Origin of the sequence: Corallococcus sp. Z5C101001 (assembly GCF_007352635.1) — a bacterium.
GTDB classification, from domain to species: Bacteria; Myxococcota; Myxococcia; order Myxococcales; family Myxococcaceae; genus Corallococcus; species Corallococcus silvisoli.
Window position 1 is genome coordinate 263,984 of record NZ_VKLU01000009.1, and the last position, 22,688, is coordinate 286,671.

A 22,688-nucleotide genomic window follows, 5' to 3' on the forward strand; every position below is an offset into this window, starting at 1 on the left:
CAAGTCCTTGCCACTCAGTTGCAATAGGGTGTGCTTTTTTCACTCCTGGTGTCGGTTTTGGGGTGCGTCGAGGTGGTCTCGGGTGCACCCCAGGTGTTCGGAATCGCTCAGACTCCAGGCGCGGTCCGGGACTCCGGTGCGGCGAGCGGGCGCTGGACCGGGCCGGGGGCCTCGTGTTGAAGAGGTCCCCCGCTCCTCCTGCCCGCATGCACGACCTGAACGCCCTGGTTGGCGCCGGTACGCACGACCTGCTCTTCATCACGCTGGACACGCTGCGCTACGACGTGGCCCGCGAAGCGCTGGAGGCGGGCCGCACCCCCACCCTGGCCGCGCTGCTGCCCGGCGGACGGTGGGAGGAGCGCCACAGCCCGGCGAGCTTCACCTACGCCGCGCATCAGGCCTTCTTCGCCGGCTTCTTCCCCACCCCTGTCACCCCTGGTCGGCACCCGCGCCCGTTCGCCCTGCGCTTCGAGGGCAGCGAGACGACGGGCCCGGGCACCTGCGTGCTGGACGCGCCGGACCTCGTCACCGGGCTGGCCGGGCGCGGCTACCACACGGTGTGCATTGGCGGGACGGGCTTCTTCAACCGGAGGAACCCCCTGGGCCGCGTGCTCCCAGGCCTCTTCGCCGAAGCGCATTGGGGCCCGGAGCTGGGCGTCACCGACCCTCGATCCACGGAAAATCAGGCATCACTCTCGGTGAAGATCCTGGAGGCGCTGCCCCGGGAGCAGCGGGTGTTCCTGTTCCTCAACGTCTCCGCGCTGCACCAGCCGAACCGGCACTACGTGCCAGGGGCGTTGGAGGACTCGAAGCAGACGCAGGCGGCGGCGCTGGCGTACGTGGACGGCCAGCTGCCGCCGCTGTTCCAGGCGCTGCGGCGGCGGGCCCCGGCCTTCTGCATCGTGTGCTCGGACCACGGGACGGCGTACGGCGAGGACGGCTACTCGGGGCACCGGCTGGGGCACCCGGTGGTGTGGACGGTGCCCTATGGGGAGTTCGTCCTGCCGGTAGACTCCGGGCCATGACGCGCCTGGAGTCGATGCTCGAAGGGACGCCGTACGTGGCGTACCTCTACGGCTACCCGCACAAGACGGCCTACCGTCCGCTCACGCCCGCGCTGCCGCTGGAGGACGTCTGGGCGAAGGAGCGCCGGGACGCGCTGTTCCTCTACCTGCACGTGCCCTTCTGCGAGATGCGCTGCGGGTTCTGCAACCTGTTCACCGCCGCGGGGCCGAAGGAGGACGTCGTCCAGGCATGGCTGTCCGCGCTGAAGCGCGAGGCCCGCCGGGTGAAGGAGGCGCTGGGGCCGGCCACGTTCGCGCGGGCGGCCATTGGCGGGGGCACCCCCACCCTGCTGGAGGTCGCGGGGCTGGAGGCGGTGTTCGACCTGGCGGCGGAGCTGGGCGTGGATCCGCGCGCGGTGCCCCTGTCCGTGGAGGTGTCGCCGGAGACGGTGGACGCGGACAAGGTCGCGCTGCTGAAGGCCCGCGGCGTGGACCGGGTGAGCATGGGCGTGCAGAGCTTCCTGGAGGCGGAGGTGGCCGCGGTGAAGCGGCCGCAGAAGACGGCCCAGGTGGAGGCGACGCTGGACCTGCTGCGGAGCGCGGGCTTCCCCACCCTCAACCTGGACCTCATCTACGGCATCGAGGGACAGACGGTGGACAGCTTCCTGCGCTCGCTGGAAGCGGCGCTGCGGTACTCGCCGGAGGAGCTGTACCTCTACCCGCTCTACGTGCGGCCCCTCACCTTCCTGGGGAAGAAGTCGCGCGCGTGGGACGACCTGCGCCTGTCGCTCTACCGGACCGGCCGGGACTTCCTCCTCGCGCGGGGCTACACGCAGGTGTCGATGCGGATGTTCCGCGCGGCGCACGCCCCGGCCGCGCGCGGCGCGGTGTACCGCTGCCAGGAGGACGGCATGGTGGGGCTGGGGGTGGGGGCGCGCTCGTACGCGGGCGCCGTGCACTACTCGTCCGAGTACGCGGTCGCGTCGCGCGAGGTGCGCGGCATCATCCAGGCGTACATCGAGCGCGACACGGAGTCCTTCGGCGAGGCGCGCTACGGCTTCGTGCTGGACGCGGCCGAGCAGCGCCACCGGCACCTGGTGCTGTCCCTGCTGGCGGAGGGCGTGGACCCGGGGGTGTACCGCCAGCGCTTCGGATCGGAGGCCCGGGGGGACTTCCCGATGCTCGCGGAGCTGGAGGCGCACGGGCTGGCGCGGGACGTGGATGGCGTGTTCCAGCTCACGGACGCGGGCGTGGAGCGCTCGGACCTGATTGGCCCGTGGCTGGACTCCGAGGCGGTGCGGGCGCGGATGGCGGAGTACGCCTGGCGATGAAGCTCACCGTGCTCTACCGGGGCCCGCTGTCCGGCTGCAACTACGGCTGCGAGTACTGCCCCTTCGGCAAGTGGAAGCAGTCCGAGGAGGAGCTGACGAAGGATCGCGCGGACCTGGAGCGGTTTCTCGCGTGGGTGGAGTCGCGCACGCAGGACACCGTGTCCGTCTTCTTCACGCCCTGGGGCGAGGCGCTCATCTGGCCCTGGTACCAGCAGGCCCTGGCGCGGCTGACGCACCTGCCCCACGTGGAGCGCGCGGCGGTGCAGACGAACCTCTCCTGCCGGCTGGACTGGCTCGCCGACTGCCGCCCGGAGAAGCTGGGCATCTGGGCCACGTACCACCCGGAGTGGATGAAGCGCTCGCGCTTCCTCGCGCAGTGCCACCGGCTGTCGGAGCACGGCGTGCGCCACAGCGCGGGCATGGTGGGCTTCCGGCGCTTCGCGGACGAGGCGGAGGCCCTGCGCCGTGAGCTGCCCGACGACACGTACCTGTGGATCAACGCGGTGAAGGACGGCCTGGACGCGTACACGCCCGAGGACGTGGAGCGCTTCACCCGCATCGATCCGCTCTTCCCCGTGAACAACACCCGCCACCCCAGCCGGGGCCGCGCCTGCCGAGGGGGCGAGTCCGTGCTGTCCGTGGACGGTGACGGCACCGCGTACCGGTGTCACTTCATCAAGGAGCCTCTGGGCAACCTCTACGCGCCGGACTTCGACGCGGCGCTGAGGCCGCGCCCGTGCTCGAAGGACACGTGCGGGTGCCACATCGGCTATGTGCACCTGGAGTACCTGGAGCTGGACCGGGTGTTCGGTTCGGGGCTGCTGGAGCGCGTGCCGGCGACGCGGCTGTGGACGGGCGGCGCTCAACGCAGCGCTTCGCGGATCTCCCAGTCGTAGACGGACAGGCCGTCGCGCGTGAGCCCGGGGAGCAGGTCCCCAAAGGCGTTCGCCTCCAGCACGCGGTGGCCGTGGAAGAAGTCCTCGAACATCAGGTCGATGCCCACGTGGAGGCAGTCGTGCGCGCGGGCCACGGCGCGGCAGCTCTCCATCGCGGCCTCCAGCTCCCGGCGCGGCACCGCCGCGTGGAAGGCGCCCAGGTCTCCCCGGTAGCCGCCCAGGTGCAGGTTGGTGATGGGCAGGCGGCTCTGGCGCACCACGGTGAAGGCGGGCTCGCCGCGCACCGCGAGGACGCGGCAGTCGAACACGTCCCCACCCAGCCGGGCCTTGGGCCGCGCTTCCTCCACCTGGGAGCCCTCGCGCAGGAGGAAGGCCAGCACCGCGTCCACGTCCCGCGCGTCCGTCACCCGGCGCACCTTGAGGGAGTTGAACCAGCCGGTGGGGCCCCGGTGCAGGCTGGTCAGGAGCGAGCCGCCCGACCGCCCCGGCCGGTAGAGGGCGAGGCAGGACGCGGACGAGCCGCAGGACAGCTTCACGAACGCCTCGCGGAAGCCCGCGTCGCGCATCCCCTGTCGCAGGCCCTCCGGATGGGCGCTGGCTTCGTCCAGGTCCAGGAACGGTGGCACGGGGATGCCCAGGGCCGCGTACCGGCGTGACGTGACGCGCTTGTCGAACAGGTCCGCGATGGCGCCGGGCGCGGACAGCACGCGCCACCGGGGACGCAGCGTGAAGCGGGCGGACAGGTCCTCCAGCACGCGAAGGAAGCCCAGGTGGTGCTGCCGGGGGCAGAGCACGCGGCCGTGCTCATCCGGCAGGGCGTCCAGGGGGGCCGGCGCCACGGTGTCGCAGCCCGCGGCGAGGGCATCCGCGTGACCGCGCTTCAGGAAGGCGCGCTCCACGCCCGCGTCCTCTCCCGCCGCGTCGATGCGGACGAACCGCTCCGTGTCAGGCAGGTCCAGGAGGACGTCCGGCGCGCGGGCCACGGCCTCCCAGGCCAGCACGTGCGCGGGAGGGAGCCCCGCGCGGATCAGGGCCTCCTGGAAGAGCGTGACGCGCCGGTTCCCGGGGTTGCCGATGATCAGGAACGGCGGCGCGGTGGGCATTACTCGCCCACGGCGGCGTAGCGGTAGTCCTCTTCGTAGGGCGTGCGCTGGTTGCCCGCCGCCACCGAGCGGGCGGCCTTCGCCACCGCCCCCTGGCCCACCTCCGTGAGGTAGTTCTGGGTGACGTCCAGCGTCCGGAGGTGCTGGAAGGCCTTCGCGTTGCGGGCCAGCGTGTCGGCGCCCGCGTCGGTCATCGTGCCCATGGAGAGGTCCAGCGCCTGGAGCTGGGCGACGACCTTCGCGGTGGACAGCGCCTCGCAGAGCGCGTCCGTGAACTCCGAGTTGCGCAGCCCCAACAGGCGAAGGGCCGGCACGCCTTCGCCGTCGAGCAGGCGCTCGAGGTCCTTCACCCCGCCACCAGCGCCGTAGTTCTCCTGCCCGAACCACACCTCCAGCGCCTCCAGCTTCGGCCACTTCGCCTTCACGATGGACTGCACCGCGCCCAGCGGAAGGCCACCGGTCTCCACGGTGAAGGAGCGCAGCTCCGGCAGGTCGACCACCCCCAGCGCGATCTCCCCGCCGCGCACGCGCAGCTCCCGGAGCTGGGGGTAGGCCTTGTAGAGCGGCTGGAGGTTGCCCACGTCCGTCCAGGAGATCTCCGTGTCGTCCGGGTACTCGAAGTCACCAATGAACAGCGAGCGCAGCGGCGGGGCGGGCTCCGCCTTCGCGAGCACCTTCAGCGTGTCGCCGTACTCGTTCTGCCCGTCGAAGTTGGCCATGCCCAGGGTCAGCTTCTGGAGGAAGCGCGCGGATGGATGGGCCAGCAGCTCGCCCAGCAGCTCCGGGATGTCCTCTCCCGAGTCGTAGTCCACCTGCCCCAGCCGGGCCTCGCGGATGAAGCCCAGGTGCCACTCGAGCTTGAGGGCTTCGTTGGAGACCGCCTCCGTCAGCGCCTCGCCCAGCAGCTCGCCCGCGTGCGTCGCGATGAACTTCGCCGCTCGCTTGTGCATGAGCGCGGCGGCGTCCGCCGCGGCCTCCAGCGTGGCGTGCTGGAGGAGGATGAGCTCGGCGCGGGGATCGCCCTCGCCCTTGAGCCACTCGGCGTACGCGAGGTAGCCCTTGAGGTCATCGGGGTTGGCGAGGATGGCGGCCTCCAGGTCCGGGTTGGAGGCGCCCTCCCCCGTGGCCTCCCCTCCGTCGCCGTCCCCGGCCTCGCCGCCGCCGCTGGCGAGCGTGTAGCCCTTGCGCTCCTTCTCGCGGACCTGGGCGTCGTAGGCCTTCTTCGCTTCCGCCTTGGAGCCGAAGGTCTCCACCTTCTCCTGGCCGTCGGTGCCGATGCGGCCCCAGCGCTTGGTCAGCGTGGTGCCCTCCAGGGTGATCTCCCAGAACTTGCTGGAGCTGCCTTCGGTGAACTCGTAGCGCGGCATGGGGCGACCCTCCCGGGGAACGCCTCGGACGCTAGAAGAGCCCCCCGGCAAGCTCAAGGCGCGACGAGGCAGGGCCCCGCTTCAGCGGCGCAGCAGCACCAGCTCCACGCGGCGGTTGAGCTCGCGGCCGCGAGGAATCAGGTTGGGGGCCTTGGGGCTGCGGTCGCCCAGGCCCACGGCCTCCACGCGGGAGGGGGCCAGCCCCGCGCGCACCAGCAGGTCCGCGACGGCGCGGGCGCGCGCATCGGACAGGCTCTGGCGGGCGGGCTCGGGCACCTCGCGCGAGTCGGTGTGTCCCTCGACGCGCAGGCGGGCCTTTGGCTCGCGCACGAGCAGGTCCACCAGCAGGTCCAGGCCCGCGAGCGAGGCCTTCACGGGCATGGGCTTCTTCTCGTCGAAGCTCAGGGGCCGGGGCAGCTCGACGCGGTCTTCCTGCACCTTCGCGGCCTGGGCGGCCTTGGGCGCGGGCACCAGCGCGAAGGCCACCGACGCGTCAGCGCCCGAGGCCAGCTCCACCTGGCGCGTCTGGGCGAGGAACCCGTCGGCGATGAGGTCCACCGTGTACGCGCCCGCGGACAGGGGCAGCTCCGGGGGCTTGCGGCCGGGCGCCGTGGGGACCGTCAGCTTCACGGGCTCGCCCGCGCCGCGCACGAAGGCGGTGGCGGAGGTGGGCTTCTTCGACGTGACCTGGAGGCGCAGGCGGCTGAGGGCCACGGGCGTGCGCTCCACGGGCGGCGTCACGGAGACGACCGTCGCGGGAGGCTTCACGCCCGCGTCGGGCGGCGGGAGCTGGGCGACCTTCACGGGGCTCCCCGCGTCCGGAGGCGACTTCGCGGCCGTGCCCGCGTCGACGGAGGCGTTCTTCACCGGCGGTGGCGCGGTGGCGACGACGGGCTCGTCCTGCGGCGGTTGGATCATCTCCGCCGTGACGGCGTGGGTGAGCTTGAGCTTGAGGCGCGGATCCGGCGCGTTGGGCACGACGCTGGGCGACGCCTTGACCAGGACGCGCAGCCCGCGCTGGGTCTGGAAGCCGACGGACGCGGTGATCTTCCAGAGGAAGCCGTTGGTCTCGCTGAAGAGGCTCCAGGAGCCGTTGGTGTACGTGACGCGCGAGACGAGCGTGTGCTCCCCCGGCTCCACCTTCAGCACGGCGAGGCGGTGGACGCCCTTCGCGTTGAGCTCCTCGATGGAGGGGACCGCGAGCGGTTCGCCGTCCAGGAGGAAGTCTGTCTCCACGAGGCGGTAGCCGTCCTCGGGTTTGAAGCCCTCGAAGAGCAGCTGCACCTCCGCGGGGGACTCGGGGACCATGGCGCGCAGCTGGCGCTCCAGCTCCGCGCGCACCTGCTCCTCGCGCGTCGGCTCCGCCGCGAGCGCGCCCGGGGCAAGCAGTCCCGCGAGGACCAGTGACCCGATCTGGAGGAAGGAGGAATCCACGAGGCGTCGCGCAGCATGGCACAACGTTTCCCCGGGCGATGCAGGGATACAGCCCTGTAGGGGGAGCAGACGGGCGCCGCGGGGGCCGGGTTGGAGGCTTCCCGGTGAATTCAGCCTTCCAACCAATCCTGGCGCGGAGGGAGCCGGTTGGATCATCCTCGGTGGCGCATGGATCCGCGGCCTGACCCCTCTCCGACGCCCGTTCCCTCTTCCCCCAAGGTGACGCCCCGGCTTTCAAGGCGGGCGTGGGCCTGGAGCGCGGTGGGGGCGGTGGTGACGCTGGCCGTGTTCGCCGCGATGGTGCGGGTGGATCGCACGGCGCGGGGGACGGCGCTGCTGGAGCTGGGCGAGTGGGTGGACGTGCCGGCGCCGGTCGCGGGGCGGGTGGTGTCGGTGGACGTGGGGCTGAGTCAGAAGGTCACGGCGGGCCAGGTGGTGGCGCGGCTCGCGGCGGCGTCGGGAGCGGCGGAGGTGTTCGCCCCGCTGGAAGCCATGGTGGGGCGCGTGTCGGTGAAGCCGGGCGCGGAGGTCGTGGAGGGGCAGCCGTTGATGGCGTTGATGAACCGGAACGTGCTGCCCTCGCTCTACGTGCTCTTCCCGGGGGAGCTCCGCGCGGAGCTGGCACCCGGCATGACTTTCGAATACCAGCTGGCGGGGATGCCCGTTCCCTTCGAAGCGGTCATCGAGAAGGTGGAGGATCCGGAGACGTCGCTCCAGTACGCGCGGGCGCAGAAGGACGCGACGCAGTCGTCGGAGCAAGGCGCGGTGCTGGTGCGGGCGCATGTCCCGTCGCGGAACTACGAGCGTGACGGCATGCGCCGTGTCTACCAGGACGGGATGACGGGGCGGGCCCGGGTGAGGCTGGGAACGCAGCGGCTGCTCGTGGCATGGTTCCCGGGGCTGCGGGGCGCGTTGCCGTGACGGAGGTTCGCGGCGTGATCAACGCCTGACCACGGGTGGAAAGCCGTGGCGCTTCGCCCTCCAGGCGACGAGCAGCGTCGGCACCAGGAGCAGGACGAGCAGCCATGGGAACGCCGTCGCGCCGTGTGTTTCGAGGAGCACTCCGCCCGCGATGCCGCCCCCCGCGATGGCGATGTTCCAGGCCGTGACGACCATCGACTGGGCGACGTCCGCCGCCTCGCCCGCGGCCTTCGCGGACGCGGTCTGGAAGAGCGTCGCCGCTCCGCCATAGGCCAGCCCCCAGATCGCCACGCCGCCGTAGACCACGGCGGGGACGCCACCCCACAGGCCGAGCGCGAACGACACCCCCACCAGGAGCGCCGTGCTGACGAGCACCAGCTCGCGCAGCCAGCGGTCGATCAAGACGCCGATGACCCAGATGGAGGCGAGCGCGAACACCCCGAAGACGAGCAGGACCACGTCGAGGTGCTTCGCCATCCCCGTCGGCGCGAGGAACGGCGCGATGTACGTGTAGAGGACGTTGTGCGCGAGCACGAAGGCGAGCGTGACGATCAACACGGACCGGAGCCCTGGCAGCAGGAAGACCTTCCGGATGGACGTGTGACGCTCCCCGGTCTGGCCCGGAAAGTCCGGGAGCCTGACGAACACCCAGCCGACCAGGGCGAGGGCGAGGACGCTCATGATGCCGAAGGTGACGCGCCAGCCGACGGCGGCGCCCAGGAAGGTCCCGGCGGGGATCCCGAGCGAGAGCGCGAGCGGGATGCCCACCATGGCGATCGCCATCGCCCTGCCCTGCTGGTGCGCCTGCACCATGCGCGCCGCGTAGCCCGCGACGAGGGCCCACAACAGTCCCGCGAACACCCCGGCGAAGAACCGCGCGCCGAGCGTCAACACGAAGCTCGTCGACATCGCCGTCACCGTGTTGACGATGGCGAAGCCCAGGATGGCCAGGACCAACAACGGCCGTCGTCGCCACCCCTGCGTCGCGGCCGTCAGGGGGATCGCCGTCACCAGCGTGCCGATGGCGTAGAGCGTGACGAGCTGGCCGGCCAGTGACTCGGAGACCCCCAGGTCCGCGCTCATCCGTGGCAGCAGCCCCGCTGGAAGCGCCTCCGTGAGCACGGTGATGAACGCGGCCATGGCCAGGGCGAGGAGCCCGGTGATGGGCAGGCGCTGTTCCTCGCCTGTCGTACCGTCAGCGTGTTGGAGTCCGGGCGCGGCCAGGGCGCGTGTCGTGTTCGTCGAAGTCATGATGCCGCCAGTCAGGGAGTGAAGGGACGACAGCCGATGCCGAAGCCCCCGGGCTCGCGAGGCGAGGCGGCTTCCGTCGACGTCGATGGCGACACAGTAGATTCGCGCTGGACTGGCGACCACCACGCTACAGTTCCAAGCACATCGGACAAGAACGTCCGCAATCAAGGTGGCACGCATGGACAGCCTCGGCTCACTCAACGCCTTCGTTCAGGCCGCGGATGCGCGCAGCTTCACGGCCGCCGGACGGCAGCTGGGGGTGTCGTCGTCGGCCATCGGGAAGGCCGTCGCCCGGCTGGAAGAGCGGCTGGGGGTGAGGCTCTTCCACCGCTCGACGCGCACCATCACCCTGACGCCGGAGGGCTCGCTCTTCCTCGAACGCTGCCGGCGCATCTTCTGTGAGGTCGAGGCCGCGGAGCTGGAGCTCGCGCAGACGCAAGGCGCGCCGCGCGGCAAGCTGCGCGTCAGCATGCCCCTGGCCGGCATGTTGATGATGCCGACGCTGAGCGCCTTCATGCGCGCGTATCCGGAGATCGAGCTCGACCTCGACTTCTCCGATCGCATCGTCGATGTGATTGATGAAGGCTTCGACGGCGTCGTGCGCGCGGGCGAGGTGCGCGACTCCCGGTTGATGACGCGGGTGCTGGGCACCTTTCGGCTCACGCTCGTGGGATCGCCCGGCTACCTCGCGCGAAGCGGGACGCCCCGGAAGCCGGAGGATCTGCGTGCCCACGCGTGCCTGCATCACCGCTTCGCGAGCAACGGCAAGCTGGAGCGCTGGCCCCTGCGACGCGGGCGCAAGGAGCTGGAGCTGCCGACGACGGCGGTCGCGAACACCATCGAGCCGCTCATCTTCATGGCCGAACAGGGGCTCGGCATCACCTGCCTGCCGGACTTCGCCATTCGCCGCCAGCTCGCGGACGGCACGCTCGTGACGGTGCTCGAACAGCACACGCAGCACGAAGGCACGTTCCGGATGCTGTGGCCGTCCAGCCGCTACCTGTCTCCCAAGCTGCGCGTGTTCGTGGACTTCATGGCGAAGCACCTCTTCAGCAACAGCCGCGCGCCGGGTCCCTGACGCTCAGGCGCCCTGACGCGCGAGCCTGCGCTCCAGGCGCTCCAGGCGGAGCTGATGATCCAGCGGCGGCTCCTCCGGCGCGGCCAGCCTCGCGTGGTACAGGGCCCGGGGCAGGTCCTTCAGCGAGTGCTCGTAGAGCTTCGTCAGCGACAGGTGCAGCACCGCGCCCTGTCCTGGCTTCGCGAAGGTGAGCGCCCGCTGGAGGTGCGCCACCGCCGCCTCGCAGTCCCCCGCCCTGCGGCAGAGACGTGAGGCCACCACCAGCGCTTCGATGCCCACCGGTCCCCCGCCCTCCGCCGCCGCCTTCGCGAAGGTGAGCGCCCGCTCCGAGTCCCCTGCCCGCTCCGCCACCTGCGCGAAGCCGAGCAGGTCCCTGGGGTCCTGCCGCTCCGTGCCCTCTGACTGGAAGCGGCGCACCAGATCTCCCAGCAGCGCGGCCAACAGCAGCAGGTCCTTCTGGTTGTGCTCCAGCACCGGCACCAGCTCCGAGCCGTCCGTGCCTCGCAGGAAGCGGAAGTACAGCTCCGGGATGAGCGAGCCGTCCACGTCGTCCACCCGGTGATGCCCCAGCACCTTCGACTCCAGGTGCACGAGCCGCGCGCCCTCGCCCCGGTGCTTGAACACGCGTCGCGCGCAGTGCAGCAGGTCCAGGTGGGGCAGCTCCTTCGGCACCGGCACGCGGTTGAGCACGAACCGCGTGCGCAACAGCGGCCAGTCGAAGCTCTTGCCGTTGTACGTGACCAGACACGACGACGACGCCATGCGCTCGGCGAGGAGCCGCAACATCGGCGCTTCTTCGCCCATGCGCCGCAGGAAGAGCTGCTGCACGCGGAGGGAACGGCCCTCGAACCACGCCAGCCCCACCAGGAAGGGCACCGTGCCCGTGCCTCCCGCCAGCCCCGTCGTCTCCGTGTCCAGCATCAGCATCCGCGTGAAGTCCACCGACTCCAGCTCCGGATGCAGCGCGAGCCCCGCCACCAGCCGCGCCTCCACGTCGAGCGCGGCCGCGACCGGCGCCGTTCCGTGATGGTGATCCGCCGCGTACAGCTGATCCGCGACGTGCACCGTGCCGTGCGGCGTCGACCGCGCCTCCACCGGCAGGGCCCGGGGCTCGGGAACAGGGGCCACCGCGCGCCGGGCGGACGACGTGCCCTGCCGCTCCGCCCAGAACGACAGCAGCTTGCGCAGCTCCGCCACGCGCGGATCGCTCGCGCCCTGCGTCGCTTCCGCCTTCCGCGCCGCGAGCCGCCGCCGGGCCTCCTCTCGAAGGTCCACGAGCCCATCCGCCCGGGCCCGCGCGTCCGGAGGCGCCGGATCACGAGTCTCTTCCGGACGAACCTCCCCTTCGAGCGAGGGCTCATCCTCCCCGTCCATCGACAGGCGTTTTCGCAGCGCCTGGACCAGGACCTCCGCGATCGTCGTCGTCCCCGCCTCTTCCACGCGGACGCCCGATGGGGGCGGTGCTGCGTGCGTGCGCGCGGCGGGCGGATGCGTCGCCACGGTGTCCGGGGCCCTCGGCGACACGACCGATGCCGGACTCGCCGCGACGGACGGCGCCTCGGCCGTCGGCGTCTCCGCCACGGTGTTCACCGGCGCCCTGGCCTGACTGCCGGGGCCCGCGCTGGTGAGTCGGGACAGCTTGCGCTTCAGGTCCATGCGCCGCCCGTGCTCCTCACTGCACCCCGGCGACGCCGAGCGCCGCCAGCAGCTCCAACGCCAGCCGCTTGCGCGGATGCGACCCTGACGGCGCGCTCCCCGGCTGCCCACCCGCCGCGGGCCCGATGCATGCGGGGCACCCGTCCTCGCAGGGGCAGGACTCCAGCAGCTTGCGTCCGCGCAGCAGCAGCTCCGCGCGTTGGTCGTACAGCCTCGCGGCCAGCCCCACGCCACCGGGCACGTTGTCGTAGAGGAACAGCGTCGGCTCGAAGCCCACCCCACCCTCCTTGCGCGGCGGACCGTCCGGTTCGTCCCGGCTGCCGAGCGTCCGCCCCAGGTCGCGCGGGTCGCTCATCAGCCCCACGCACGCCACCGTGCGCAGCGCCGAACCCAGGCCTCGCAGCGCGTCGATGACCGCGGGCCTCGGCGCGTCCATCGCGCGCACCACCGTCTCCGGCACCGTCAGCCACAGCGCGGAGGTGTGCATCTGCATCTCCGGCAGCCGCACGTCGCCGTAGCCCACGTTCTCATGCGTGTGGAACTTGATCTTCTTGTAGCCCACCACCTTCTCGATGACGGAGACCTCGCCCAGGCCCGCGTGGAGGGACGGTCCCAGCGGCGCGCCCTGGTCCTCCTGGATGACGCTCACCCGCACGTTCGTCATCGCGTCGGTGAAGTAGTCCGGCGCCACCTTGCGCACGAACGCCTTGTGGTTCTCCAGGTCCAGCAGCTCCACCTGATACTGCTCCGAGTCGTGCTGGTAGATGGCCTGCTCGTGCAGCTGCGTGTGCGCGGAGCGGAAGTCCATCTCCGCCAGCGTCCGGTCGCTGCCCCGCTCGATGACCACCACGTTGTCCCAGCCCACGCTGCGCAGCGACACGTGGTGCGCCGGGTACGCGTCCGACGACCAGTGGAACATCCGCCGTCCGCCCTCCGCCGGCTGCGACGGGTGCACCACCTGGTGCTGCGTGAGGAAGTCCAACGCCTCCGTGGTGTTCTCCACCGGCACGTCCCCGAACGCGTCCCCTTCCTCGAAGGGCAGCTCGAACGCGGCGCACTTCAGGTGCTGGACCAGGATCTCCACGTTGTCCGGATCAATGCGCGCGTGCTCCACCGCGGCGCTCGTGAGCGCACGGGGATCCGCCGCGAAGTACTGATCCAACGGCGCGCTGGAGGTCACCAGCAGCGCCAGGCTCCCCATGCCCCGGCGGCCCGCGCGGCCGAAGCGCTGCGCCAGCGCCGCCACGGAGCCCGGGTAGCCCGCGCACACCACCGCGTCCAACGAGCCGATGTCGATGCCCAGCTCCAGCGCGTTGGTGGCCACCACGCAGCGCACCTCGCCCGCGCGCATCGCGGCCTCCGTCGCGCGCCGGGTGCCCGGCAGGTAGCCGCCCCGGTAGCCCTGGATGAGCGACGGATCCAGCTTCTCCTCCACGAACCGGTCGCGCAGGTACTTGAGCATCACCTCCACGTTGTTGCGCGACTGGCCGAACAACAGCGTGGACACCCCCGCGCGCACCAGGTCCGAGGTGAGCCGCACCGCGCTCTTCAGATAGCTGGCGCGGATGCCCAGCTCCGCGTTCACCACCGGCGGGTTGTAGACCATCACCCGGCGCTCGCCGGACGGCGCCCCGCTCTCCGACACGAGCGCCACCTCGCGCCCCAACATCCGCTCCGCGTGCGCCTTCGGGTTGCCGATGGTCGCCGAGGCCAGGATGAACGTGGGCGACGCCCCGTGGAAGCGCGCCACCCGCTGCAGCCGCCGCAGCACGTTCGCGAGGTGTGAGCCGAAGACGCCCCGGTACGTGTGCAGCTCGTCAATCACCACGTAGCGCAGGTTCGCGAACAGCCGCGCCCAGTTCGCGTGGTGCGGCAGGATGCCCGTGTGCAGCATGTCCGGGTTGGTGAGCACCACGCCCGCCCGCTCACGGGCCGCGCGCCTCGCGTCCCCCGGCGTGTCGCCGTCGAAGGTGATGGCGCCATGCCCCAGCCCCGCCTCGCGCATGAAGGCGCGCAGCGACTCTTCCTGGTCGCGCGACAGGGCCTTCGTGGGGAACAGGTACAGGGCTCGCGCGTCGGGCTCGCGCGCGAAGCGGTCCAGCAGCGGCAGGTTGTAGCAGAGGCTCTTGCCAGACGCGGTGGGCGTGGCGATGACCAGGCTCTCCCCGTCGCGGGCCCGCGCGAAGGCCTCCGCCTGGTGGGAGAAGAGCTGCTCCACGCCCCGCCGGCGCAGCGCGTCGCGGACCTGGGGGGACAGGCCCTCCGGCAGCGGCGCGAAGACCCCCGCCCGGGCCGGCGTCACGGCATCGTGGACCATGTGGGGCCACACCTGCCGGTCCGTCCGCCATCCCTGGAGCACGGCGTCCAGTCCGCGAGCCCCCGACCACGGGGTGCGGCGCGGGCCGGAGAAGGCCTCTGTTTCCTTCTCGGGCTTCATAGGGCCGGGCACTGTACAGACGTGTACCGGGAAGGACAACGCGCCACGTCTCCGCCGCTCGCGCGGACCTGACGCGGCGTGACTGACCCCGCACGCCACAGCCGGGCGCTCTCCTGTAGCCGTTTCCGTCACAGCAGGGCCCAGGCCTGTTCTTGCTGTCCTCTCATGATTTGAGTGGCATTCGCGATGCACTTGCTTTTCCACGTCATGAGCCCGGCCCACGCGCTCCTGCGTTCCCCCGCGGCCCATGGCGAACTCCCACCATGAAGACCCCCGCCTTTCGTCTGTCCGCGCTCGCGTTGGCGCTCGCCACCCAGGGTGCGCTCGCCTACGAGTACAACGTCGACCTGAAGAACACGGGCACCACCACGGCGTACGACGTGGCGGTGGTCCTCAGTGGCAACGAGACCCTCGCCAGCACGTTCAACGGCTACCAGGGGGGGCCGCTCGATGGGTACTTCACCGACGTGCAGGAGTCGCATCCCGCGTCCGGTGACACGATCATCCACTGGATGAACATCGACGGCATGGACTCGCCCATCCCGCCGGGCAGGACCATCCACATCGGCTGGAGCACGCAGGACTGCGACAGCACGGTCAAGGACATGTACTGGACGACGAAGTCCCATGGCCGGCTGGCCAACAGCGTCCTGCACAACGTGACGCACAACCTCACCTACGTGTCGGGCCGCCTGCCCATCATCGACTTCACCAACGTGATGGAGGCGCAGGTGTCCATCCGCCTGCGCGACGTGCGCTTCGCCGTGGTGGATGCCCCGCTCAAGCTGGAGGCGCTCTCGTCCGTGAACGCGGCGCTGATGAAGTCGCTGCGCCCCGTGAAGGAGGGCGTCTTCGTCCTGGCGCCGGGCGAGCGCGTGAGCTTCACGGTCCCCGTGGCGCTCAAGGAGGGCCAGTCCCTCATCACCGTGTACTCCACCGGTGACGCGCTCCAGGGGGCGGCGAGCGCCGTCAACCAGGGTGCCGACTCCCTCCACTTCATGCAGCGTCCCGTTGGCGGTGGCGGCCACGGCAACGGCTGCTAGGCCCCTCGCCGCTGGAGTACCCCCTGGCCCGCTCGGCCGTGTTCGGGAGCGGGCCGTGGGTGGGCCGGGCATCGCCCACGCGTGTGTCGGACGCAGGAGGTTTTCACGTCGGCTGCGGAAATCCCCTGGGAAGAGGGCTAGTGTCCCGCGCCCGTGGCGCTCGCGATCTTCCTCTTTACGTACCTCTTCATCGCCGGGGCGCGTTTGCCCTTCATCAAGCTGGACCGTCCCGGGGGCGCGCTGCTGGGCGCCACGCTGATGGTCGTCGCGGGCGTCGTCACGCCCTCGGAGGTCTTCGGCCACAGCGCGAACCGGGACGGGCAGGCCATCGACATGGACACGCTCGTCCTGCTGCTGGGGATGATGCTGCTGGCCGTGTACCTGGCGCAGGCGAACTTCTTCCGCGTCGCCGGGGCCAAGGCCCTTCGTGTCGCCCACACGCCGCGGCTGCTCCTGGTGGCCGTCACGTTCGTGAGCGCGTTCCTGTCCGCGTTCCTCGTCAACGACACCGTGTGCCTCTTCCTCACGCCGCTGGTGCTGGCGGTGGTGGAGGACGCGCGCCTGCCTCCCGCGCCGTACCTGCTCGCGCTGTGCATGGGCAGCAACAGCGGCTCCGTGGCCACCTTCACCGGCAACCCGCAGAACATGCTGATTCAAGGGGCGTCAGGCCTGGGCTACGCGCGGTTCGCCGGGTACATGGCGCTGCCCGCCCTGCTCTCCACGGCCATCGTCGCCGGGGCGCTGCTGTACCTCTTCCGCAAGCAGCTTCCGGCCGCGCACTTCGACGCGCACCCTCCCCCGCTCGAAGTGGACCGCCGGCTGCTCACGCTGGGACTGGGGGGCCTGCTGGGCGTGGTGGTGGCGTTCTTCGCGGGCCTGCCCATGAGCTGGAGCGCGCTCGCGGGCGGGGTGCTGGTGATGACCCTGTCCGGACACGACTCGCGCGAGGCCCTGGAGCGCGTGGACTGGGTGCTGCTGCTCTTCTTCGCCAGCCTCTTCGTCGTCGTCTTCGGGGTGAACCAGGCGGGCTGGGCGGAGAAGATCCGCCACGTCTTCTCTCCGTTGATGGCCGGGCCCCCGTTGCGTGAGACGCTGGGCTTCGCGTTCCTCACGCTCGTGGCGTCCAACCTCTTCAGCAACGTGCCCTTCGTGATGCTGGCGCGCGCCTGGGTGCCGTCCATGCAGGAGCCGGAGCTGGCGTGGCAGGTGCTCGCGCTGGGCTCCACGCTCGCGGGCAACCTCACGCTGGTGGGCAGCGTGGCGAACCTCATCGTCTTCGAGGCCGCGCGCGGCAAGGTCCGCATGGGTTTCGTCGAGTACCTGCGCGTGGGCGTGCCCGTCACCCTCCTCAGCTTCGTCGTGGGCCTGGGCGTGCTCCTCGCGGAGCACGCCCTGTTCTAATCCCCGCGCCTCAGGCGTCCGGATCCGGCAGCTCGCCGGGGGGCAGCTGGCGCTCGGGCGGGGTCAGCGGCGCCACTGACGCGGGCGTGACGGCGGAGGGCACGGTGTCCGCGGCGGCGCTGCCCGTGGGGGCCGAGCCCTTGCGGTTCTGGGGCGTCAGGTCCTTCACGAACATGTCCGCCACCTTGTCGATGAGGTCCGTCATCGCCAGGCGGAACAGCTCCGGCTCCTTGCCGACCTTGAACGGATCCAGGTGCGGCGCGCCCTGCTCCACCGCGTCCAGGTGGAACGGCCTGCGCCACAGCTCCTTGCGCCCGTCCAGCCGGAACATGCGCCCGTAACCCTTGAGGTAGGCGCCGGCGTGCCCGCCCTCGCTGCGCATGCCGAAGTCCTGGATGACGAACTCCACGATGGTGTCCGCGCCCAGCGGGGCCATCAGGTCGTAGTCCGGCGCGTTGGCGGGCACCTCCTCCACCAGGAAGCTCTCCAGCGAGGACGCCACCCGGGCGGGATCCACCGCGTCCGTCCAGGGGGCCTCTTCGGGCAGGCGAGACAGGGTGGTGACGCGCAGGCGCTCGGAGAGCTCGAAGCGCGTCACCGCCTGTTGCAGCTTCACGGTGAGCCGGCGGTCGGCCTCCTTGGCCTCCAGCTTCTTGAGCTTGCCGGAGTAGGCGCTGTCATCCTGGAACACCCGGCTCTTGGGGCCCGCGCCATCCTCGATGCGGGAGATGAAGGCGGGCCGCTGGACCCGGTCCAGGTCCGCGCCGGAGAGTCGCTGCGAGGCGCAACCGGCGGTGAAGGTGAGGAGGACTGCCGCGAAAAGAAGGCTTCGGCTTCGCACCATGGGCCTCACGCTAACCCATCCCCGAAGCCCTGGCCCGTTTGCGGCCCGCCCCGGAAGCCCTGAAGACGCCTGGGGAACATCCCGCGCTGCTATGCTCCCGGGCGTGAATCCTCCCTCTTCCGTTCCCCCCGGCCCGGGCCCCAACCGCAAGCGGCGGCTGGGAGAGATCCTGATGGATGCCGGGCTGCTGACCGAGTCCCAGCTGCGCACCGCGCTCTCCGAGCAACGCAAGTGGGGCGGCCGCCTGGGGCTCACCCTGGTGCAGATGGGCTACGTGGACGAAAGCTCCATGGTGCACGCCCTGTCGCGGCAGCTGGCCATCCCCACCGTGGAGCTGGACGTGCACCTCCCCGTCCCGTCCGCCCTCCAGGCGCTGCGCGTGGACATCGCCGAGCGCTACACCGTCTTCCCCATCGCCTACGAGCCCGGGACCAAGACGCTCACCGTCGCGACCTCGGATCCCACCAACGTGGAGTCCCTCCAGGAGCTGGCGTTCCACTCCGGCCAGAAGCTCCAGGTGGTGGTGGCGACCGCGTCCTCCATCGAGCGCGCCATCCGGCACCACTACCACGGCGAGGTCACCTCCACGGCCGCCACGCCGCTGAGCTTCGGCATGGAGGAGGCCACCTTCGAGCTGGCCCCGCCGCAGTCGGAGCCGCCGCCTCCCCCTCCCCCGCGTGCCCAGGCCCCGGCGCCCGCGCGAGACCTGGAGCTGGCGTCGAGGGTGGAGGCCCTCACGCAGCAGGTGGCGGACCTGGAGCGCATGGTGGCGCAGCAGGCCCGGGTGATGCGCGCGATGATGGACGCGCTGGAGGCCCGGGGGGCCCTCACCCGCGAGGAGGTCCAGGCGAAGGCCCGGTGAGGACGGCATGACGCTCCCCTTCTCCGAAAAGCTGAAGCTGGAGCTGACCGTCACCGCGGGCGAGCAGGCGTTCCCGATTCCCGGCGGACAGGTGCGGGACTTCTCGCTGCGGATGACGCCCACCGGCTTCCGCTGCACGCTGTCGTTCTGGACGTCGCTGGAGAAGGCGGACGCGGCGCTCTTCACCGCGTTCAGCAAGCCGGACCTGGTGCGGGTGCGCCTGGCCCTGTCGGGGGTGTACGACCCGCCGCCCACGCCGCTCCTGGTGCAGGGCATCGTGACGGAGAAGCGCGTGAGCGGCACCGCGCACGGCCACAAGGACTCCGTGGCCGTGGCCTTCCGCCAGTACACGGTGACGTTCGAGGACCCGGCGCGGGTGCTCTGGACGCAGCACCGCCCCGTGGAGCTGCACACGGCGAAGAAGCTGTCGGAGCTGCTGGACGCGCACAAGCCGGGCGGCCTGCTGCTCGCGTACGACTGGGATGCGCTGGACGCCAGGCAGGCGTTGGTGTGCCTGGGCATCGGGGAGGACGTCCCGTCCGCGAGCTTCTACGACTTCGTCATCTGGTACGTGGACACGCGCGGCGGAGTGCTGACGTACGACAGCCCCACGGACACGTACACCTTCTCCGCGAAGAAGCCGGCGGCGGGCTCCGTGACGGCGCTCAGCCGCAGGCACGTGGAGCGCGTGGACGTGGAGCTGCCGCCGGTCATCCGCCACGGCACGCGGGTGCTCAACGGCTTTGGTGCCGGGGCGACGACGGTGGCGTTGGAGCAGGCGCAAACGGTGGCGGGCATCCAGCACGACGTGCTGGTGCGCACGCCCATCGCGGCGGAGGCGGAGCAGCGCCAGTCGCTGGAGAAGGAGCGCCTGCGCGTGCGCAAGCGGCGCCTGCGGCTGACGTTCCTCGACGTGCCGCCGGTGGCCCTGCATCCGGGCTCGCTGATCAAGCTGGACGGGCCCCTGTGGAGCCCGGACCTGGTGGGACTGGGCGAGGACCTGCGCGTGGCGGAGCTGTCCTTCGAAGGCGCGGGCCTCCAGGCCGGCCCGCATGACGGACAGCAGGAGGCGACGGCGGGCTACGAGGTCACGCTGTCCGTGCTGCTGGAGCAGAAGTCGGATCCGGTGCCGGCGCTGCCCGCGTACCGCCCGCCCCGCTACCCCATCTATGTCGAGGGCAAGGTGCACAGCCCCGGCGGCGAGGCCACGGATCGCATCTACCTCCAGGTGGACGACGCGAAGACGTCGGTGACGAACTACCGGGTGACGGTGCCGCTGTGGAACAAGACGGTGAGCGTGCCGGCGGAGCCCGGCCTGTTCCCGGGGACGTTCTACTTCCCTCCGTACAAGAACGAGCGGGCGCTCATCGCGCTCCACTTCGAGCACGCGGAGCTGCACCGCTTCCTGGACTGGGGGGACGGCGTGCGCATGCCCCAGGACAGCCAGGGCGATCAGATCCTCTTCGGCAAGAACGGCGCGAACCAGACGGCGCTGACGCACGACTTCCAGGACAACAAGCCGGTGTGGAACCTGGGACGGGTGAACTCCAACGACACGGAGATCATCCGCCTCTCCGAGGGCCACCTCCTCATCCAGACGAAGGAGAACCCCGGCGGCGTGGCGACCACGCCCACGTATGACGTGACGCCGCAGGTGGAGACGGCCAAGGGCGACCTCACCGCGGGCGTGGAGGGCGCGGTGGGCGACGCGACGGCGGCCTACAAGGCGTCCACCGCGGAGGTGAACGCGAAGCTGAACGCGGCGACGGAGGAGACGGGCGCGGCCCTCGCCGCGGCGGAGGCCAAGGTGAAGGCCCAGGCCGCCGAGTCCCGCGCGAAGCTGACGGGCGCGCTCAACGCGCTGGATGGACAGGCGGGCGCGCTCTCCGCCTCCGCCTCCGAAGCCAAGGCCGCGCTGGCGGGGTTGAAATGAACGAGCTGCGCGCCACCGTGGCGAAGCACAAGGCGACCGTGCAGGGCTTCGGCTCGGGAATCACGCCGCGCCTCACCACCGCGAAGGGCGAGGTGGAGGCCCTGGTCCAGGGCGTGGTGGAGCAGGTCGCCGCGCTGCGCCCCACCGTCGACGGGACGCTGGGCAAGCTGCTCACCCAGGTGAACGCGGTCAACGTGACGGTGGCGGACCCCTCCTCCCGCTTCCAGGCACTGGCCGCGGAGGTGCAGGGCCACCAGCAGGCGCTGACCGCCGCGAGCACGAAGGCGCGCACGTCGGCGGAGTCGTTGGGCAAGGAGGCCACGGCGAAGAGCCAGGGGCTGGAGGCCCAGGCGAAGGCCTCCGCCGAGTCGTCGCAGGGACAGCTCACCGCGATCCAGCAGCAGGTGGCCCAGCGGTGTGACGCGGACAAGCAGTCCTTCGACGCGAAGCTCGCCCAGCGCAAGGGATCCAAGGCGGACACGGACGCGCGCCGCGCGCAGGGGTACGCGCTCATCGACCAGACGCGCTCGGGGCTCACGGAGGACCTCCAGGGCGTGGGGACGACGATCGCGGCGGCCCTGTCCGCGGTGCTGGTGCGTCTGGCCGCCGCTCGTGACTCCGCCACCGCGCGGAGCACGCAGCTGTCGTCCGCGCTGGACGGCGTGGTGAACGATCCGGTCCGCGCGCTGACGGCGCTGCATGAGGAGATCGTCAAGGCGGGCAAGACGACGAAGGACGCCCACCAGCAACAGCAGGGCGCGCTGGAGACGCAGCGCAAGACGCTGGCGTCCCAGGTGAAGGCGGCGGCCGTGGCGGCGGCCGGCATCGTGGATCCGCTGGACACCCAGGTGGCCCCGTCGCTGACGGCGGGCAAGACGCAGGCGGCCGGGACGCTCGACGCGCTGGGCAAGACGGTGGGCGGTCAGGTGACCAGCGTCACGGCGCAGCTCACGGCGGTGGAGCAGCTCATCGAGCAGGTGCAGAAGAACATCGAGGGCGCCATCACCCAGGTGAGCACCACCCTCGACGGGCTGGTGCAGGGCGCGCTCACGGCGGTGGAGTCCGTCAAGGCGCCGCTCAAGCAGACCCTGGAGGCGGCCTTCGCCACGCTGGACACGTTGGTGGCGAGCATCAGCGCCCTCAAGCAGCAGGTGATGGCGCTGTTCGAGCTCCTGCCCCAGAAGCTGGAGCAGCTCCAGACCCTCTTCCAGCAGCTCGTCGGCTCCCTGGAGGCGCTGCTGGAGCGCGCCATGGGGCTCCTGGAGGCCATCCCCGCGGCGGACCTGCCCAAGCCGCTGGTGAACCCCGCGGTGCAGGGCATCAGCCAGGTGGTGGGGCAGATCACCACGCAGCTGGGCACCCTCTCCTCCCAGGTCGGCACCCAGCTCCAGACGGTGCAGAAGACCATCGTCTCCCAGGTGGAGACGGTGCAGACCCAGGCGCAGACGCAGATCGACACGGCCACGGAGCAGGTCGTGTCACAGATGGGCACGCTGACCCAGTCCATCCTCCAGGGCATCGAACAGGCCAGCGCGCAGGTGGGGCGGATCCTCGCCGCGGCGGTGACGCAGATCGACACCGTGAAGACGCAGGGCGTGCAGCAGATCCAGGCCATGAAGCAGCAGGTGGCCGCCCGGGTGACGCCCCTGGACACGCAGGTGCCTCAGCGCCTCCAGGCCCTGGAGGCCCAGGTGGGCTCCGGCATCGACGCGGCGGTGCAGGCCATGCAGACGACGCGCGACACGGCCGAAGGCCAGGTGACGTCCGCGAAGGGCCAGCTGGATGCGCACCTGAACTCCACGAACACCTCCACGACGGCCGCGCTGAAGTCGCTGGAGACGGCCCGCGCCAGCGCGGAGACGTCGCTCATGTCCCAGGTGGACAAGGCCCTGGCCGCCCTCAAGCAGCGCGCGGAGGGACTGAAGACGGGGGCGCAGGCGCAGGTGGATGCCGTCACGACCAACGCCACCACGTCGAAGCCGCAGCTCCTGTCCCCGCTCGACGCGATTGGCGCCCAGCTCCAGGCGGGGGCCTTCGCGAAGCCCGTGGGCGCCGCGAACGGGCGGGTGACGTCCGCGCTCCAGGCGCTGGGGCCTCGGCTGGACGCGCTCGCCACCTGAGGCGGCG

General features: G+C 71.3%; 17 protein-coding genes. 10 read left to right on the top strand and 7 right to left on the bottom strand.

Annotation, left to right across the window (positions count from 1 at the left end; genetic code table 11):
- Positions 1-206: 206 nt before the first annotated feature.
- From FOF48_RS21560 to FOF48_RS21570, 3 genes are read left to right on the top strand one after another with little or no spacing between them, the layout of a single operon-like run.
- On the top strand, positions 207-1,025 hold the full coding sequence (locus tag FOF48_RS21560) for an STM4013/SEN3800 family hydrolase (RefSeq protein WP_143904798.1): 819 nt from the start codon (positions 207-209) through the stop codon (positions 1,023-1,025).
- Positions 1,022-2,335, top strand: coding sequence for an STM4012 family radical SAM protein (locus FOF48_RS21565; RefSeq protein ID WP_143904630.1), 1,314 nt, complete (start codon positions 1,022-1,024; stop codon positions 2,333-2,335). The genes FOF48_RS21560 and FOF48_RS21565 overlap by 4 nt, the downstream gene beginning before the upstream one ends.
- Positions 2,332-3,231: an STM4011 family radical SAM protein gene (locus tag FOF48_RS21570; protein ID WP_143904631.1), complete on the top strand. Its 900-nt coding sequence runs from the start codon at positions 2,332-2,334 to the stop codon at positions 3,229-3,231. The genes FOF48_RS21565 and FOF48_RS21570 overlap by 4 nt, the downstream gene beginning before the upstream one ends.
- On the opposite strand, the gene FOF48_RS21575 is transcribed toward FOF48_RS21570, so the two are convergent.
- From FOF48_RS21575 to FOF48_RS21585, 3 genes are all read right to left on the bottom strand, one after another.
- On the bottom strand, positions 3,198-4,334 hold the full coding sequence (locus FOF48_RS21575; RefSeq protein ID WP_143904632.1) for an STM4014 family protein: 1,137 nt from the start codon (positions 4,332-4,334) through the stop codon (positions 3,198-3,200). The two genes, FOF48_RS21570 and FOF48_RS21575, sit on opposite strands and share 34 nt — an antisense overlap.
- Complete coding sequence (locus FOF48_RS21580; protein ID WP_143904633.1) at positions 4,334-5,701, bottom strand: WGR domain-containing protein; 1,368 nt, start codon at positions 5,699-5,701, stop codon at positions 4,334-4,336. Before FOF48_RS21580 ends, FOF48_RS21575 begins: the two co-directional genes overlap by 1 nt.
- Before the next feature lie 81 nt (positions 5,702-5,782).
- Positions 5,783-7,135 carry an OmpA family protein gene (locus tag FOF48_RS21585; protein WP_255442503.1) on the bottom strand — a complete coding sequence of 451 codons (1,353 nt, stop codon included), beginning with the start codon at positions 7,133-7,135 and terminating at the stop codon, positions 5,783-5,785.
- Between the two features lie 168 nt (positions 7,136-7,303).
- On the opposite strand from FOF48_RS21585, the gene FOF48_RS21590 reads away from it, so the two are divergent.
- Positions 7,304-8,056, top strand: coding sequence for a hypothetical protein (locus tag FOF48_RS21590; RefSeq protein ID WP_143904635.1), 753 nt, complete (start codon positions 7,304-7,306; stop codon positions 8,054-8,056).
- Positions 8,057-8,074: 18 nt separating this feature from the next.
- Here FOF48_RS21590 and FOF48_RS21595 read toward each other — a convergent pair whose 3' ends face one another.
- Complete coding sequence (locus tag FOF48_RS21595; protein WP_143904636.1) at positions 8,075-9,307, bottom strand: MFS transporter; 1,233 nt, start codon at positions 9,305-9,307, stop codon at positions 8,075-8,077.
- Positions 9,308-9,485: 178 nt separating this feature from the next.
- Between FOF48_RS21595 and FOF48_RS21600 the strand changes: the two genes are divergently transcribed.
- The gene (locus tag FOF48_RS21600; RefSeq protein WP_143904637.1) at positions 9,486-10,385 is read left to right on the top strand and encodes a LysR family transcriptional regulator; all 900 of its coding nucleotides are present in this window, start codon (positions 9,486-9,488) and stop codon (positions 10,383-10,385) included.
- Positions 10,386-10,388: 3 nt separating this feature from the next.
- Here the strand turns inward: FOF48_RS21600 and FOF48_RS21605 are convergent, their stop codons facing one another.
- Positions 10,389-12,041 carry a ribonuclease H-like domain-containing protein gene (locus FOF48_RS21605; protein WP_143904638.1) on the bottom strand — a complete coding sequence of 551 codons (1,653 nt, stop codon included), beginning with the start codon at positions 12,039-12,041 and terminating at the stop codon, positions 10,389-10,391.
- A gap of 16 nt (positions 12,042-12,057) precedes the next feature.
- Entirely contained in the window at positions 12,058-14,478 is a 2,421-nt protein-coding gene (locus tag FOF48_RS21610) for a DEAD/DEAH box helicase (RefSeq protein ID WP_186002010.1), read from the bottom strand.
- 263 nt (positions 14,479-14,741) lie between these two features.
- Here FOF48_RS21610 and FOF48_RS21615 point away from each other — a divergent pair, with 263 nt between their 5' ends.
- Both FOF48_RS21615 and FOF48_RS21620 read left to right on the top strand, forming a co-directional pair.
- Complete coding sequence (locus FOF48_RS21615; protein ID WP_143904639.1) at positions 14,742-15,521, top strand: hypothetical protein; 780 nt, start codon at positions 14,742-14,744, stop codon at positions 15,519-15,521.
- A gap of 153 nt (positions 15,522-15,674) precedes the next feature.
- Complete coding sequence (locus FOF48_RS21620) at positions 15,675-16,922, top strand: SLC13 family permease (RefSeq protein ID WP_143904640.1); 1,248 nt, start codon at positions 15,675-15,677, stop codon at positions 16,920-16,922.
- 10 nt (positions 16,923-16,932) lie between these two features.
- Here FOF48_RS21620 and FOF48_RS21625 read toward each other — a convergent pair whose 3' ends face one another.
- On the bottom strand, positions 16,933-17,766 hold the full coding sequence (locus FOF48_RS21625; RefSeq protein ID WP_186002011.1) for a hypothetical protein: 834 nt from the start codon (positions 17,764-17,766) through the stop codon (positions 16,933-16,935).
- Positions 17,767-17,869: 103 nt separating this feature from the next.
- Between FOF48_RS21625 and FOF48_RS21630 the strand changes: the two genes are divergently transcribed.
- From FOF48_RS21630 to FOF48_RS21640, 3 genes are read left to right on the top strand one after another with little or no spacing between them, the layout of a single operon-like run.
- The gene (locus tag FOF48_RS21630; RefSeq protein ID WP_255442507.1) at positions 17,870-18,628 is read left to right on the top strand and encodes a general secretion pathway protein GspE; all 759 of its coding nucleotides are present in this window, start codon (positions 17,870-17,872) and stop codon (positions 18,626-18,628) included.
- Positions 18,629-18,635: 7 nt separating this feature from the next.
- A complete protein-coding gene (locus FOF48_RS21635) occupies positions 18,636-20,561 on the top strand; it encodes a hypothetical protein (RefSeq protein ID WP_143904641.1) in 1,926 nt (641 codons plus the stop codon).
- Positions 20,558-22,681, top strand: a complete 2,124-nt coding sequence (locus FOF48_RS21640; RefSeq protein ID WP_143904642.1) for a hypothetical protein — start codon at positions 20,558-20,560, stop codon at positions 22,679-22,681. The genes FOF48_RS21635 and FOF48_RS21640 overlap by 4 nt, the downstream gene beginning before the upstream one ends.
- Positions 22,682-22,688: the final 7 nt, after the last annotated feature.

Bases quoted from the DNA above. Each gene is read 5' to 3' on its own strand.
- FOF48_RS21560 (WP_143904798.1), top strand. From the start codon at position 207: ATGCACGACCTGAACGCCCTGGTTGGCGCCGGTACGCACGACCTGCTC.
- FOF48_RS21565 (WP_143904630.1), top strand. From the start codon at position 1,022: ATGACGCGCCTGGAGTCGATGCTCGAAGGGACGCCGTACGTGGCGTAC.
- FOF48_RS21570 (WP_143904631.1), top strand. From the start codon at position 2,332: ATGAAGCTCACCGTGCTCTACCGGGGCCCGCTGTCCGGCTGCAACTAC.
- FOF48_RS21575 (WP_143904632.1), bottom strand. From the start codon at position 4,334: ATGCCCACCGCGCCGCCGTTCCTGATCATCGGCAACCCCGGGAACCGG.
- FOF48_RS21580 (WP_143904633.1), bottom strand. From the start codon at position 5,701: ATGCCGCGCTACGAGTTCACCGAAGGCAGCTCCAGCAAGTTCTGGGAG.
- FOF48_RS21590 (WP_143904635.1), top strand. From the start codon at position 7,304: ATGGATCCGCGGCCTGACCCCTCTCCGACGCCCGTTCCCTCTTCCCCC.
- FOF48_RS21595 (WP_143904636.1), bottom strand. From the start codon at position 9,307: ATGACTTCGACGAACACGACACGCGCCCTGGCCGCGCCCGGACTCCAA.
- FOF48_RS21600 (WP_143904637.1), top strand. From the start codon at position 9,486: ATGGACAGCCTCGGCTCACTCAACGCCTTCGTTCAGGCCGCGGATGCG.
- FOF48_RS21605 (WP_143904638.1), bottom strand. From the start codon at position 12,041: ATGGACCTGAAGCGCAAGCTGTCCCGACTCACCAGCGCGGGCCCCGGC.
- FOF48_RS21610 (WP_186002010.1), bottom strand. From the start codon at position 14,478: ATGAAGCCCGAGAAGGAAACAGAGGCCTTCTCCGGCCCGCGCCGCACC.
- FOF48_RS21615 (WP_143904639.1), top strand. From the start codon at position 14,742: ATGAAGACCCCCGCCTTTCGTCTGTCCGCGCTCGCGTTGGCGCTCGCC.
- FOF48_RS21625 (WP_186002011.1), bottom strand. From the start codon at position 17,766: ATGGTGCGAAGCCGAAGCCTTCTTTTCGCGGCAGTCCTCCTCACCTTC.
- FOF48_RS21635 (WP_143904641.1), top strand. From the start codon at position 18,636: ATGACGCTCCCCTTCTCCGAAAAGCTGAAGCTGGAGCTGACCGTCACC.
- FOF48_RS21640 (WP_143904642.1), top strand. From the start codon at position 20,558: ATGAACGAGCTGCGCGCCACCGTGGCGAAGCACAAGGCGACCGTGCAG.